At 33.0% G+C, this 13,413-nt stretch carries 12 protein-coding genes and 1 pseudogene; 5 read left to right on the forward strand and 8 right to left on the reverse strand.

Annotation, left to right across the window (positions count from 1 at the left end; all coding sequences use genetic code 11):
• Both AO843_RS17920 and AO843_RS17925 read right to left on the reverse strand, forming a co-directional pair.
• A partial coding sequence (locus AO843_RS17920) for a transposase (RefSeq protein ID WP_197278955.1) occupies positions 1–303 on the reverse strand: 303 nt, incomplete at its 3' end.
• A gap of 338 nt (positions 304–641) precedes the next feature.
• A complete protein-coding gene (locus AO843_RS17925; protein ID WP_054612459.1) occupies positions 642–1,139 on the reverse strand; it encodes a P-loop nucleotide/nucleoside kinase family protein in 498 nt (165 codons plus the stop codon).
• A gap of 1,144 nt (positions 1,140–2,283) precedes the next feature.
• Here AO843_RS17925 and AO843_RS17935 point away from each other — a divergent pair.
• A complete protein-coding gene (locus tag AO843_RS17935; protein ID WP_054612461.1) occupies positions 2,284–3,297 on the forward strand; it encodes a copper amine oxidase N-terminal domain-containing protein in 1,014 nt (337 codons plus the stop codon).
• An 890-nt stretch (positions 3,298–4,187) separates the two neighbouring features.
• Here the strand turns inward: AO843_RS17935 and AO843_RS17940 are convergent.
• The 4 genes and pseudogenes from AO843_RS17940 to AO843_RS17955 all read right to left on the reverse strand — a co-directional run bounded on the left by AO843_RS17940 (position 4,188) and on the right by AO843_RS17955 (position 6,681).
• The gene (locus AO843_RS17940) at positions 4,188–4,709 is read right to left on the reverse strand and encodes a GNAT family N-acetyltransferase (protein WP_054612462.1); all 522 of its coding nucleotides are present in this window, start codon (positions 4,707–4,709) and stop codon (positions 4,188–4,190) included.
• Positions 4,710–4,877: 168 nt separating this feature from the next.
• Positions 4,878–5,099, reverse strand: a pseudogene (locus AO843_RS17945) (spermidine acetyltransferase); the annotation flags it as partial.
• Positions 5,100–5,622: 523 nt separating this feature from the next.
• A complete protein-coding gene (locus AO843_RS17950; protein ID WP_054612463.1) occupies positions 5,623–6,249 on the reverse strand; it encodes a nitroreductase family protein in 627 nt (208 codons plus the stop codon).
• 27 nt (positions 6,250–6,276) lie between these two features.
• Complete coding sequence (locus AO843_RS17955; RefSeq protein ID WP_054612464.1) at positions 6,277–6,681, reverse strand: Ohr family peroxiredoxin; 405 nt, start codon at positions 6,679–6,681, stop codon at positions 6,277–6,279.
• Between the two features lie 150 nt (positions 6,682–6,831).
• On the opposite strand from AO843_RS17955, the gene AO843_RS17960 reads away from it, so the two are divergent.
• Positions 6,832–7,269: a MarR family winged helix-turn-helix transcriptional regulator gene (locus AO843_RS17960; protein WP_054612465.1), complete on the forward strand. Its 438-nt coding sequence runs from the start codon at positions 6,832–6,834 to the stop codon at positions 7,267–7,269.
• A 535-nt stretch (positions 7,270–7,804) separates the two neighbouring features.
• Here the strand turns inward: AO843_RS17960 and AO843_RS17965 are convergent.
• On the reverse strand, positions 7,805–8,884 hold the full coding sequence (locus AO843_RS17965) for an NAD(P)H-dependent flavin oxidoreductase (protein ID WP_054612466.1): 1,080 nt from the start codon (positions 8,882–8,884) through the stop codon (positions 7,805–7,807).
• Between the two features lie 72 nt (positions 8,885–8,956).
• The gene (locus AO843_RS17970; protein WP_054612467.1) at positions 8,957–9,346 is read right to left on the reverse strand and encodes a tautomerase family protein; all 390 of its coding nucleotides are present in this window, start codon (positions 9,344–9,346) and stop codon (positions 8,957–8,959) included.
• A 555-nt stretch (positions 9,347–9,901) separates the two neighbouring features.
• On the opposite strand from AO843_RS17970, the gene AO843_RS17975 reads away from it, so the two are divergent.
• The 3 genes from AO843_RS17975 to AO843_RS17985 all read left to right on the forward strand — a co-directional run bounded on the left by AO843_RS17975 (position 9,902) and on the right by AO843_RS17985 (position 13,231).
• Positions 9,902–10,720 carry a MerR family transcriptional regulator gene (locus AO843_RS17975; RefSeq protein WP_054612468.1) on the forward strand — a complete coding sequence of 273 codons (819 nt, stop codon included), beginning with the start codon at positions 9,902–9,904 and terminating at the stop codon, positions 10,718–10,720.
• 63 nt (positions 10,721–10,783) lie between these two features.
• Positions 10,784–11,455 carry a DUF554 domain-containing protein gene (locus tag AO843_RS17980; protein WP_054612469.1) on the forward strand — a complete coding sequence of 224 codons (672 nt, stop codon included), beginning with the start codon at positions 10,784–10,786 and terminating at the stop codon, positions 11,453–11,455.
• 354 nt (positions 11,456–11,809) lie between these two features.
• A complete protein-coding gene (locus AO843_RS17985) occupies positions 11,810–13,231 on the forward strand; it encodes a VanZ family protein (protein WP_054612470.1) in 1,422 nt (473 codons plus the stop codon).
• Positions 13,232–13,413: the final 182 nt, after the last annotated feature.

Consider the following 13,413-nt stretch of genomic DNA (forward strand, 5'->3'; position numbering starts at 1 on the left):
GACTTCTGTATGGAAACCAAATCCTAAAAACCACCGATACGCCATATTCGTTTCGATTTCTTTGATGGTTTGACGCATGGAGCGAATGCCAAAGACATATTGAATAAACGTCATTTTAAAGAGAACGACAGGATCAATACTTGGACGTCCATAAGCTGAATAGAAGTTTTCTACTAATGGATATATAAAAGAAAAATCAATAGCAGCCTCTAGTTTTCGTACTAAATGATCTTCAGGTACCAATTGATCAATCGTTAACATTTCTAATTGTTCACGTTCATTGATTTGATTCTTCGTCATCATGGTTAAACACCTCGAAAATTTACTTTTCATAAACATATGAATATGGAGTTCTTTATGTAGAAGTTGATTGGAACGAAGGGCGGCGACTCCTGCGGGAAAAGCTGGAAAGTCGAGATCCTGGACTGAGCGGAGCGAGGGAAGCAGCTCGACCCCGCCCGCGGAAAGCGTCCGCCCGTAGTGGAAATCAACGGCTTTACTTTATTTCATTGTAAAAGAAAAAAGACTATAGGCAAACTCTCAAATTTTTTGAATTTGTCTACAGTCTGAAACCTACTGAATTAATCAGTAGGTTTTTTATTTTCCCATATATACCACGGTATGATGTGTTGAACTCCTTGTTATTCTTTTCCACTAAACTCTAAAATATTTAAACCCTCGGATGCTTCTGGTGCTTCAAAAAATTTAGTAACATGAACAAACGTCGTTTCCGTGTCAAAAGCTGCTCTTTCGGGTTGTTCGTTACGCCTTTGTGCAATTTGTCGTAAGCATTGCTCATTATTTAAATTAAGGAAAATTAGTTGATGGTTTGCATTGGCCTCAGATGCTATATCCAAAAACCACTTTCGCTGTTTTTGAGTGTTACCTGGAAAATCCATCACTACATCTGTACCAACACTTAATATGTTTTGGACATGCTTTTTCACCATTGGCTTGAGCTGCGCTGAGAATTTTAGATAGTCTTCAAATGATGTAATCTGATTGGGATAAAGAGATGAAAGCCATTCATCCTCAGATAACAGTACTGCATGTTTTTCTATAGCCAATTGTTTTGATTTAGTTGATTTTCCTGCTCCCATTTTTCCACAGAAAAAGTATAGAGTTCCTAATTTTTTCATATTTATATCCCCCGGGCTTATTTTATTGGTTGTTGCCCCACCTTGTAAAACTATAATTTACAACCTAAGTTATTAGTAATAGTAACTGCCTTTTTCAAGTATGATTATTCAGTTTTTAAATCTTCCATTGTTTAACCAGTCAATAATTGCATTAGCATCGTAATTTGGATGAATTCTTTCTCGATTTTTCTAATGCCCAATAAGAGGTTGTCTTTAATGTCACGCATTATTTTAAATAATTAGTACATCACTTATAAATATAACTATTTGAGTGATGTACTTTTTTGTTTATCGACCTCCAAAAGCTGTCTGTTGTTGAATGCAATTTTCATCAGTCTAAGTATCTATTCGCTGCTTCTTTATGTAAAATCAGAAAATCTCTTAATGACCAAATGAAGAATAGAAATGGTAAACCAGAGATGAATGAAAAACTTAAAAGAAATGAAATCATCCCGTAATCTCCGCTATCATTTCCCAAAACACCCATTATAAAAGCTACTGGAATAGTCGCGAAAAAAATCAAGAAATTCATCCCACAGGCAAATTTATAATGCTTTAGAGAAGATTCTTTAGGTTCTTTCTTTTTTCCTGAAAAAGAAATAAAAGATAACTTGATAAAGATAAAAAATTGGTATACATATTTCTGCAAACGTTACGACTATTGACATTTAATTCACCTCTTTTTCAAATAAAAAATAATGTACGAAGTCTAGTGTGTATAGGATAACTTAAATAATGAATTCGCATTATGTATAGTTTTTAATATAACGCTTCATTTTTACCCTTCCTAAATATAAATATTTAAACCGTATCCCCTTGTTATGGAAATTCATCCATAGAATGTTTGAAATATAAAATATTAATAATATATTACCTATTGCCTTATTTCATATATATAATTTTTTCCACCACTGCACCGTTAGTAGAATACTTTACCTATCAAATCTTAACAATGTATTGCCTTATTTTTTATATGAAATTTTTTCCTCTTTCAACTAAGCTGCTCCGTTAGCTATAATTTATTGTATAATCCTTTTTAGATCATAGGTTTTGTAGATTAAAGACGATAAAAGGCTGTATTATTTTTTTGAACAACTCTTATTAGAGGGGTTTAGAATAAATTATGATTTAGAAGGAGCGAAAGATGTTTAAAAGATTAAATTTTGTTTTAATAGCTTTTGTTACGGCAACTCTTTTGTTTACATCTCATAATACTGCTAGTGCTAACGACACTATTAAAGTATTTGTAAACACTAAAGAAGTGGTAGTGGATCCAAAACCTACAATAAAAAATGGGCGAACTCTTGTGCCACTACGATTTGTATCTGAATATTTAGGCAATGTTGTAAAATGGGATTCAAAGAAGAAAATAGTCACTATTATTTACTCTATCGAAAACACTAACTACACTGTTATCTTACCAATTGGTCAAAAAACGGCTACTAAAACTTCAAGTTCTTATTTGAATAACCACGGCCCAGAAGATGTAGAGCATATTCAATTAGATGTACCTAGTCAGATTATTAATGGAAGAACTGTAGTCCCTTTAAGATTTTTAGGGGAATTGCTTGGTATAGATGTCCGTTGGGATTACCAAAACACAGATATATATATTTCTAGTTTAGGCGTGAACTTAATCCCATCTGATTTTGAAAAGGCTGTTTATAATAAAGAATTGCGTAAGGTGAGGGATTTTGGTAAGCCTACAGTCCATTATGAGAAATTTCTAGCCCTTGATGCTGATCATTTTAATTCTATCGACCTTGATTATCTTTTTGCTAGAAAGCCTAGTGTGGACTTATTTGGAGCTCCAGTAGCTTTCCGTGATGGCGTCAATGAAATTATAATATCAGGGCCCATTAAAACAAATTATCTAAATATGATGATATATAAAGGAAAGGATCTACCCATATTAAGCTATTCAAATGTTACAGCCGAGAGTACTGCTACTATTAAAGAAGGCATGACTTATGATGAAGTAATCAAAATATTGGGTGGTCCTGGAGTATTATCAGGTAAAGGTACTCTTCGAGAGGAGTACAAATGGGTATCATCCGTAGAGAAGGGTGAAGCATATATCACATTTGTTAAAAGGGACAATTCTCTTTATGTCACGCCATCTCCATATAGATCGTATACTTGGGAAAAAATTTATTGAGATTGACAATTAATTGAGCTTCCTCTAAAACAAAAAAAGAGTCGACTCTTTTCATTTGCGGTCGACTCTCACTTTATTATGCAAACTTGCAAAGGCCTATCTGGCTTGCTTTTATTTGCTCCACTGCTCCGTTAGTTTAAGTGAGAAACTTCACAATCTTCCTCTAGAATTCAACAAAAATATCCAATTTTATTGAGAACGTTCCTCAACAATCTGGCCCGATTGTCGAAAAAAAAGCTTGCATATCATGATTTTTCAGATAAACTTTATTATTTATGATCAATCTTTGTTTTAAATGATCAAACTCTTTTATAAAACTACAGTCTGAACCCAAATCTGAGACACGCATCCTTATTTGTAACGCATTTCCAATTTGTCATTAAATGCTAGTACATGTTCTCCCCTAGATACTCAAGTGTATGTTCAAGCGATTATTATTCCATTTAACTCGAATTTGGTTTCTGAAACCCCCATGGATATCTCCTGCATCGTATAATGTTTGAACGTCTTTTTAAAATCTATTTTATGTCAGCAAAATATTTCCTGCCAATCATATTTATTCCATCGGGATTAACTATTTCTCAGTTAGTTCATTACGCTGGAAAGGAAAATTATCGATCATATCTAAACTTTTTTGTATAGTTGGGGCGGATATTAAACTATATTAAAATGATCATGGACAGACCTGTGTATTCAAATCCTAGTGGTAAAAAGGTGTAATGTTTTTCATAGAACGCTACAACACTATTGATTCCATAATTTATAATATGCCTTATTGTAAGGTCTTTTAAATCAATAAAGTAACCCAATAAATCTGGAATCACTATTTAACGAATTTATCTAAAATCTGTTGCTATTCCATTAACTCTTAGATAGAAAATTGTATGTAGTTATACCAGTCCTTGAGTGTTTGTTTCAATGTATAACCAAAAATCATTATATTCTTTGTCGGAAATATAGCCATTGAGCGATAATGCCTCAAACTTAACGTCTCTCCAATTACTATATATTTGTAATTCATTATATCCATTTTTCAAATAGAAATTTTTGCGTTTAATTCTCTCTATATTGTTGTGAGCATTTTCATCTTCCACTTCAATGTCTAATAAAATACGTTTATCTGGATACCTTAAGGCTATCTCTTTAAGCACTATAGAACCATATCCTTTTCCCCTCAATGCATCCTCGATAGCTAGATATATTGTGTAGCAAATATCTAGGTGTATTAGCGTACAAGCAAACCCACAAAAATGATTCTTGTCATAGAATGCAAGTACCTCTATCATACCTGTCTTATCAAAAAATATGATATCAATATTCCTTTGTTCCTTGACAGGGAATGAATTTTTATAAAGCTCAATTACATGGTGTAGATCTTTTGATTCTTTCGATATAACTTTTGTTTCAAACATTGTTTAACTTCCTCCATATTACAAACATTGTTGATATTCTCTTTGAATTAAATGGAGTGGTCAGGAAACTGACACTAAACCCTCTAATCAATCTTAAGCTATTAGCTAATTATGAATTTACCGAATATCACAGTTTATATTGCTGTTAGTATGTATAATAAACTAACTATCCATTAGTTCTACGAGTCCGATAATGTTCTTTTCATCTACAACAATAAATCGTCTCTCACTTTGATTATGGATATGTTTTTCAAATAAATCTTGTAGCTCTACAAAAGATTCATAAGGTTCTTCAAACCAATATGACATGATCTTAGAATCATTGTTTAATTTATAAACATATTTTAAAACTTCCCTCTCTAAGGGTCTTAAATTTAGATTATCTAACACCTTTATTCTATCCTAATAATAGATTTCATAAAAATCTTATGCTCTATAGTAACTATATAGTCAAGTAATTATATCTTGTAAGTGGCAAATACAAGCGCACTTAATCTCAATGAGGACAACATACGATTAGAGATTTCTGCGCTCTATCGTGGGTTACCTTTGTTGCGGAGTACTAGTCTACTACGCAATACAAGAGTTCCTCAACAACCTGGCCCGATTGTTGAACATAGTTAAACAATATTCGCCTTCCTATTACCCGAAATAAGGGAAAAAGTAATATGAATATGAATTCTGACTTTCCTTCCCTTTGAAACTTGTACTAGCCTAGCGAATAATCTCAAATCAATCTCTTTTTTTCTCGCTCACCCCTGTCACATAAGAAAAACACCTTACGTTGATTTTTGTTATTCAACGTAAGGTGTTCTTATTTGTCTCATATTTTAAGTCAGTCCAAAAAGATCGGTTATGGACAGTCGTTTTAAATTGAACTACTTTTTATACTAGTACAAAAATAAGTCTAAAATTATTTATTGAATCTTACTAGGCGATCAATTGGAAGACGTGAAGAACCATAGGCTGGTGCTGCTGCTTCACCAATTGCTAATAATAATATAGGTATTTCATTTGCAGGTAATTCCATGTACTCAGCAAACTTAGTTTTATCAAAACCACCCATCGGAACTGTATCATAACCCATTTCTTTCGCCAATAACATTATTTGCATAGACACTAACCCAGCATCAAAATGTACTATGTTTTCTAATGTTTTTGCAGAAGCTGAACCATACATTGCTAATGCGTCTTGGGCAAGCTTTTTGGCAATTTCTTCTGGCATATAACCTAGCTCCACATTTTTTGCATAGATCTCCTCAGCGTTTATATACATCTCAATATCTCCAATGACAGCGATAATGGCAGAGGCTGTTTCTATTTGCTCTTGATTAAATGAAAAGAAATTAATATTCTTTTGAATTTCCTTATCATCAATGACGATAAATCGCCATGGTTGCATATTACTCGAAGAAGGAGCTGAAATAGCATCTTGTAGTAGCTGTCCTATTGTTTCACGAGATATTTTAGTTTTAGCATTGTATTTACGAACCGATTTACGCGCCTGCATAATCTGTTTTACTGGTGTAGTTGATGACATGTAATCTCCCTCTTTTTCGAAAAAAATTTAAACTGCTTTAATTGTTACATTGATATTTCCCATTGTTGCTTTTGAATATGGACAAACAGTATGAGTTAACTCTAATAATTCCTGTGCTTCTTCCAATGCTAATCCTTCAATATGTCCTTCGATAACAACAGCAAGCACATAGTCAAAAGCAGCTTGTTCCATTAATTTAACTGTTACTTTAATCGTTGATTCGTTTTTAAGCTTTTTTTGGCGTTTAATTAAATCTAATGCACTATTAAAGCAGGCACTATAACCTGCAGCAAATAATTGTTCTGGGTTTGTAACATTGTCTAATTTTGAGCCGGGTGGTGCAATTTTTAAAGATAGTGATTGATCCTCTGCATATGATGTGCCACTACGCCCACCATTATTAATCATTGTAGTTGAGTATAATTCTTTCATCATCGAAAACCCCATATCTATATTAGTATTTTAAATTGTGCACAATTTAATTTTTACAAATTGAATTGTACACAATTTAATTGCGTTTGACAAGTAGGAACTTTATTTTTAATATAAATGTTAGTAGAAGAACTTTAAGAGGGGATTTTTATGCCTAATCATTTAGATAATCAACTATGCTTTCTTTTGTATGCAACATCAAAAGAAATCATTAGACATTACACATTATTATTGAAGCCATATGATTTAACTTATACAGGTTATATCACCCTATTAGCTTTAGAAGAAAACGAACAAATAACCGTGAAAGAATTAGGTCAACGTTTATTTTTAGATTCAGGTACATTAACACCGTTACTAAAAAAATTAGAGACAAAAGGTTATATTTGTCGTGAGCGTTCCAAGGATGACGAGCGGCAAATGCAAATATATTTAACAAAGGAAGGCAATAATGTTCGTCGTAAGTTGCCTGAAGTATCTCGTCAAGTAATGAAACAATCGAATATCTCAGAGCAGCAATTTATACAACTGAAAAACGTTCTTCAAGATATCATTCACAACAATTGGATAATTAAAGATAAAAATTAGGACCTCTCTATTTAATAGTATTTTGGGAAAGAATACAGGATACTATACAACATTTAAAACATGACATTTACCTATACATGTTTGGATGTCAATTTCCTTGACTTTAACAAGGACGTCGTGATGCCATATTCCTTTGCTTTGAAAAAAATAGAATTAAGAGCTACTTCAAAGATCGATATCCTTGAAGTAGCTCTTTTTTATACTTTCTATATTTAAATGTCTCCCCAAAGGTCTATAACTCGTCCCTTTATCCCTCCTTTCGCTTTTAAACTATGTCTTCTACTTTGTACTGGACGATTATCAACATCAGTGCAATGTTGGCTGCTAACATTGAGGAGCAGGAGCAATCGAATGTAATAGCCGCACGATTGGCTTATTCAATATATTTTTTATTATCATTTCACATCAATAAAAGCCCTTTCTACATAACTGTAGAGAGGGCTTTTTAATGAATGAGTAACATATGATTAGTCTGCAAGTTAGGAGAAGTATTTAGTTATCTTTTATAATAAAAATTCACCTATTAGAAATCTAATTAAAATAGTATTTTTTCAGCCTCAGCAATGATATTTTTGATTAATGTTTCAACAGTTTGGTTTTTCGCTAGTCTTGGACTTTGGCCAGACCAAAGAGACATGAAATCTTGTTGGCCTTGTGTAGCAGACGCTTTTCTAATATCTTGAGTTAATATATTCTGAACAGGAAAATCAGGTAAACTTGCTTCATGTTTTCTCATTTCTAAGATAAATTCATTTTTAATTCCTCTTGCCCATTTACCTGAAAATGAACGCGTTAATACAGTCTGGTCTTCTTTAGCATTAAGAACTGCTTCTTTATATACCTGATGTGCCCCACTTTCAACACAGGTCAAGAATGCTGTCCCCATTTGTACACCTTTCGCCCCAAGGCAAATGGAAGCCATTAAGCCCCTTCCATCCATAATTCCTCCAGCAGCAATAACAGGAATCCTTACATTATCAACAACCTGCGGGATAAGAGACATTAGGCCAATTAAACTCTCCTGATAACTATCCATAAAGTTCCCTCGATGACCACCCGCTTCACTTCCTTGAACAACTACAATATCCATTCCAGCTTTTTCATTTTCCATTGCTTCTCTAACCGTTGTTGCTGTCCCTACCAGAGTAATGTTATGTTGTTTCAATTCAGTAATAACATCTTTAGAAGGAATACCGAAAGTAAAAGAACAAATAGATACCTTTTCTTCTATTACAATCTTAATTTGATCATTAAATGTTTCATGCGCATTATTAATTGCAGAAATGTCAAAGTCATTTTTATGAGGTAAATTTAGTTGATCACGTATAGGGTTTAAGAACTGGTTAGCTGCTTTAGATTTCACCTTATTCTCTACAACATTAAATTCGGTAGGAACGAATAGATTAATACCAAAAGGTCTCGATGTTACTAGCTTAATTTCTCTAATTTGTTCTCTCATTTGATTAGGTGTCATATATCCGGCACCAATCATCCCTAGTCCTCCAGCCTTTGAAACCTCAGCAACTAATGTTGAAGTTGTTATTCCACCAGCCATTGGAGCTTGTATAATTGGGTACTCAATTTGTAAAAATTCTGTTATTTCATTCGTTAACATATTCACACCCCGCTTATTCCATATTTCGTTTCAATTCAATTAAGAAAGCATTCGATATAAAAGTAAACCTAACTATAGTGAACCTGTCAGAAACTGTGCTTCTCCGAGTCCAAAGCTCCAATCAGCATCCGTATTCTCTGTTATAGAAACAATTAAATCCAGTGGAGAAATTCTACAATCAGCCTCAAGTTTATGTGCTAAAAGGGTGTATAGTTTTTCTTTTTGTTTTACAGTTCTTTTTTTACTAACAATACTAATTATTACAAGATTTTCACTTCTCTTAAATCCTAGTCCTGTATCCTCGATTTTCAACTCATGTAAAGGGTGCTGATGAACTATTTGATAACGATCACTTTCAGGTACTTGGAAAGCTTCCACCATCGCACTGTGAGCTGAATCCAATAATTTTTTTAGCGTTTCTTCGTCTCTTCCTTCAACTAAATCAAAACGCAATAATGGCATTTTGTGTCTCTCCTCTTGTATTCAAAAATTGCTTGTTTTTATAGTATTTTTAGAAGTGACTGCGTTTAATTATTATCACCTCCAATTAAATCTTGAATACTTAAAGTATATCCCTCTTTTGTTATATGAAATAATACAGAAAAATGATAATTGGTATCAATATTATTGATGGCTAAGAGTTATTTCGCATAAGGAGCGATTGATATGGATTTGCTAAAATTAAAGTTTTTCAGACCGTTGCAAAATTGGGAAGTATCTCGCAAGTTCCATTCACCCTATTCAGTTTCAAACAAAAAGCAGCATACGCTTGGCATGCTGCAGATCTTCTTTTAATTTAGACAAAGCTAAGTTGGGCTTAAAGTCATAGTAACTCTAAAGCTTTTAGTCAAACGTGTTCACTTGATTTAGCACTGAAATACCTGTATGGTCTTCGAGGTTAGATGTCGAATTTTTAATCAATTCTTTTTAAAAAATTGTTATTTAAATTTGATTGGGCTTATGGGCATAATCAAGTATCATAGTAATACTATTAAATTTTTTAAAGGAAGATTTAAAATGAAGAATAGATTTTCAATTGGAGAAATGGCTAAGCTTCATAATACAACCATAAAAACCCTTAGATATTATGATGAAATTGATTTATTAAAACCTCTTTTTACAGATAGAAACAACAGCTATAGATACTATTCAACTGAACAATTTGAGCAATTGAATACTATAAATTATTTAAAAGAATTAGGTTTTTCATTAAAGGAAATCAAGGGACATCTGGATCACAGGGATATCGACGGTTTTTTACATCTCTTAGAAGAACAGAAACGATTAACGGAAGAAAAGATTAAAGAACTGGAACGAATTAACAATAAGTTTCGAGATCGAATTAAGGATATTACATTAGCACAAGAAATAAAAGAATTGGAAATTCCATTCATAAAGGAAAAAAAAGAGAGAAAGATCGTAAGGTTACTAGAAAAAATCTGTTCAGAACCTCAACTAGAAGTTTCTCTGCGACAATTAGAGAATTTGTCTAATATGAATTCTTCTATATTTATTGGAGGCGTGGGTCTAACAGTAAGTATGCGCAATATATTTAATAACAAGTTCAATGAATATAACTCGATATTTATTTTAGTCGAGGAAGATGATATTCAAAGTCCTTTAGTGACAACTCTTCCAGAAGGAAAGTATGCATGTATTTATTATAATGGAAATCATAACCATTCTCCCGAACATTATAAATCTCTGCTGAATTTTATTAAAGAGAACGGTTTCCAAGTTATCGGAGACTCCATTGAAAGAACAATAATTGACCATTATATTTCTGGGAGTAAAGAAGACTATTTGACAGAAATACAAATCCCAATAAAGTATTGACCCTCCCCTTACCGGAGGGTTTATTTTTTTACTAAAGAACAATTTTTAAAAGGAGAAATAATAATGTTTGGAACAATATTTAATACAATGATGATAATAGCGGGAAGCATTGTTGGAAGCATTTTTAAAAATGGGATTAAGGATGAATATCATCATATCCTCATGCAGGCTATGGGATTAGCAGCTATGGGACTAGGAATAAATGCATTAGTTCAACATTTACCTTCCAGTAAATATCCGGTACTTTTTATTGTAAGTTTAGCCATAGGCGGATTGCTTGGTCAAAAACTTAATTTGGAGTCAAAATTTAATGCGCTCGTTAATAAATATTCTAAGGGTAATTTAGCTGAAGGATTATCGACTGCTATCTTATTATTTTGCATTGGTTCATTATCTATATTAGGCCCTATAGAGGCTGCGTTAAATAAAGATTATACGTATCTGCTTACAAATGGCATATTGGATGGAATTACTTCGATTGTTTTAGCTACTACTTTTGGTATTGGGATCGCTATTTCAGGGATAGTGTTATTTGTATGGCAAGGTTCCATCTATTTAGTTGCTAGTTTAATGGAGCATTCCATAAATAATGATCTTCTAAATGAATTGACGATTATAGGAGGTATATTAATATTAGCATCTGGTTTAAGTATTCTGGGCATTAAAAAATGTAATACCTTAAATCTTCTGCCATCATTAATGATTCCTATTATTGTATTTTTGTTTATACATTAATTCGATTTATAAAAACAGCCATACGTGTATTTCATTTAAGAAAGCAATGAGAAAAATTTTATGGACTATCAAGAAATAATTTAGTTTAAAGGCGATATGTCTATGGTGTCATTTCTGCGAATTGCCACAAGAATGTTTAATACAGCACCTACTAATTTCTTAGGTGAAAATAAGTATATCTTACAAAGTAACTGCCCAAGCACAAGATAATTGCGTGCTTGGGCTTTCCCTTTTCTTAAGAAATCTTCATAAATATTCTCTCTAATTATTAATAATTTCCATTTACAATAATAAAGGTCGACATTACTGACATGTAACGTTTGAAAATCATCACCAGAAAAGGAGTATGACATCTTGGGAATTACAGAAATCATTAGTAATATTAAATTTTTGATGCTGCCAGTAATCATTATTATTGGCATTGAATTTTTACTGATCGCACTCTATTTCTTTTATTATCGAAAACGACAATCAGATCACCAAAAACAGATTCCTCTAAAGCAGCTTCTTCTTGGCGCAATCTTTATCGGATATATTGTTTTTGTGTTGGAGCTAACGGTTATTGGACGCGGCACTTCACATTACATGCAGATGAATCTTCAACCATTCAGTGGCTATATTGACGCATGGAAAAAATACTCTTTACGTGATCTCCAAAATTGCCTATTTAATATATTAATGTTTGTGCCACTAGGAATGTTCTTGCCTCTTCTTATCGCTAAATTTAAAGAGTTTAAGTGGCTTCTTCTAGTAGTTGTAGGTGCGACAATGTCTATTGAAACGTATCAGACATTGTCAGGAGCTGGGATTTTTGAGCTTGATGATTTAATCAATAACTCACTTGGTGGTATTATTGGCTACCAGTTATACAGACTAGCTACTTCTATTGTACATAACAAAAAGGTAAAGCTGAAAAGTCTGATTGGAAACCTTGCTATCCCTCTATTAATGAGCTTCATTTTTATTGGTATGAATATTGTGTACGCCCAACAGGAGTTTGGTCATCTGGCAATAAATGCTTATACAAAATCGAAGATGTCAGATGTTGATGTATCCACTTCATTGGAATTAAGCTCAGCACTAACAGTTGCGCCTATATATAAGAAAATGATTAAAAATGATGACGTAGAAGACCTGTTACAACAGAAATTAGGATTATCAGAGACGAATGCACAGTATGATAAAAGCCATGGTGAGACTTTAGTCAAAGATAAAGACGGAATTCCATTTACATTGGTTAAAAATAATGCAGAGGGACAATGGTGGTTAACAGAGAATAATTATACGCCCGAACAAACTTCAGTTGCCGGGCAAGAAGAAAAGGCAAAGTCATTAATGGACGAACTTTCTTTACTACCTCAAGATGCAGAATTTACTGTACTGGAGAATGGCGAATTTGAATGGCAATTACCGGATCGTCCTGATTTAAACAGAGATTATTGGACTGGGGATATCGGGCTTGGTCTTAAACAAGATGGCCGTGTTTATTCATTAGCCTATAGTCTTCATAAAAATCAGTTTATACGAGAAGTAAACATATTGTCTCCTGCAGAGGTGTATGAACGAATAAAAGAGGGCGAATTTCCTCAAATAAAATATAATGCACTCGTACAGGAGGAAGATCTTATTATTAAAAAAGGAGACCAAATTGAGATAGATTCGATCGAACTTTCGCATATGTATGATACAAAAGGATTCTATCAGCCAATATACAAAGTTTCTGGAAAGTTCAACGGTAACGATTGGTTTACTTTAATTCAGGCAGGAAAGGAATAGCTCTTTCCCAAAATTATTAAAGCTGGGTCTATATTAAAGAACTGCCCCTCCAATTGTTAGTCAGTGTCTAACAATTGGGGGGCAGTTCTTTAGCTTTGCTGGTATTTGTGCAATGATATAAAATTGATCGATAATACTTTTTAGTCAGCCTATGGATGGCTTGTTTGATTTACAGTGTAAAA

This window comes from Lysinibacillus sp. ZYM-1, from assembly GCF_001308875.1.
Lineage (GTDB): Bacteria > Bacillota > Bacilli > Bacillales_A > Planococcaceae > Lysinibacillus.

What these genes read in the sequence shown, in the direction of transcription:
- AO843_RS17960 (WP_054612465.1), top strand. Translation starts at nt 6,832, where the DNA reads ATGCCTAATCATTTAGATAATCAACTATGCTTTCTTTTGTATGCAACA.
- AO843_RS17950 (WP_054612463.1), bottom strand. Translation starts at nt 6,249, where the DNA reads ATGTCATCAACTACACCAGTAAAACAGATTATGCAGGCGCGTAAATCG.
- AO843_RS17980 (WP_054612469.1), top strand. Translation starts at nt 10,784, where the DNA reads ATGTTTGGAACAATATTTAATACAATGATGATAATAGCGGGAAGCATT.
- AO843_RS17955 (WP_054612464.1), bottom strand. Translation starts at nt 6,681, where the DNA reads ATGAAAGAATTATACTCAACTACAATGATTAATAATGGTGGGCGTAGT.
- AO843_RS17935 (WP_054612461.1), top strand. Translation starts at nt 2,284, where the DNA reads ATGTTTAAAAGATTAAATTTTGTTTTAATAGCTTTTGTTACGGCAACT.
- AO843_RS17970 (WP_054612467.1), bottom strand. Translation starts at nt 9,346, where the DNA reads ATGCCATTATTGCGTTTTGATTTAGTTGAAGGAAGAGACGAAGAAACG.
- AO843_RS17975 (WP_054612468.1), top strand. Translation starts at nt 9,902, where the DNA reads ATGAAGAATAGATTTTCAATTGGAGAAATGGCTAAGCTTCATAATACA.
- AO843_RS17925 (WP_054612459.1), bottom strand. Translation starts at nt 1,139, where the DNA reads ATGAAAAAATTAGGAACTCTATACTTTTTCTGTGGAAAAATGGGAGCA.
- AO843_RS17940 (WP_054612462.1), bottom strand. Translation starts at nt 4,709, where the DNA reads ATGTTTGAAACAAAAGTTATATCGAAAGAATCAAAAGATCTACACCAT.
- AO843_RS17965 (WP_054612466.1), bottom strand. Translation starts at nt 8,884, where the DNA reads ATGTTAACGAATGAAATAACAGAATTTTTACAAATTGAGTACCCAATT.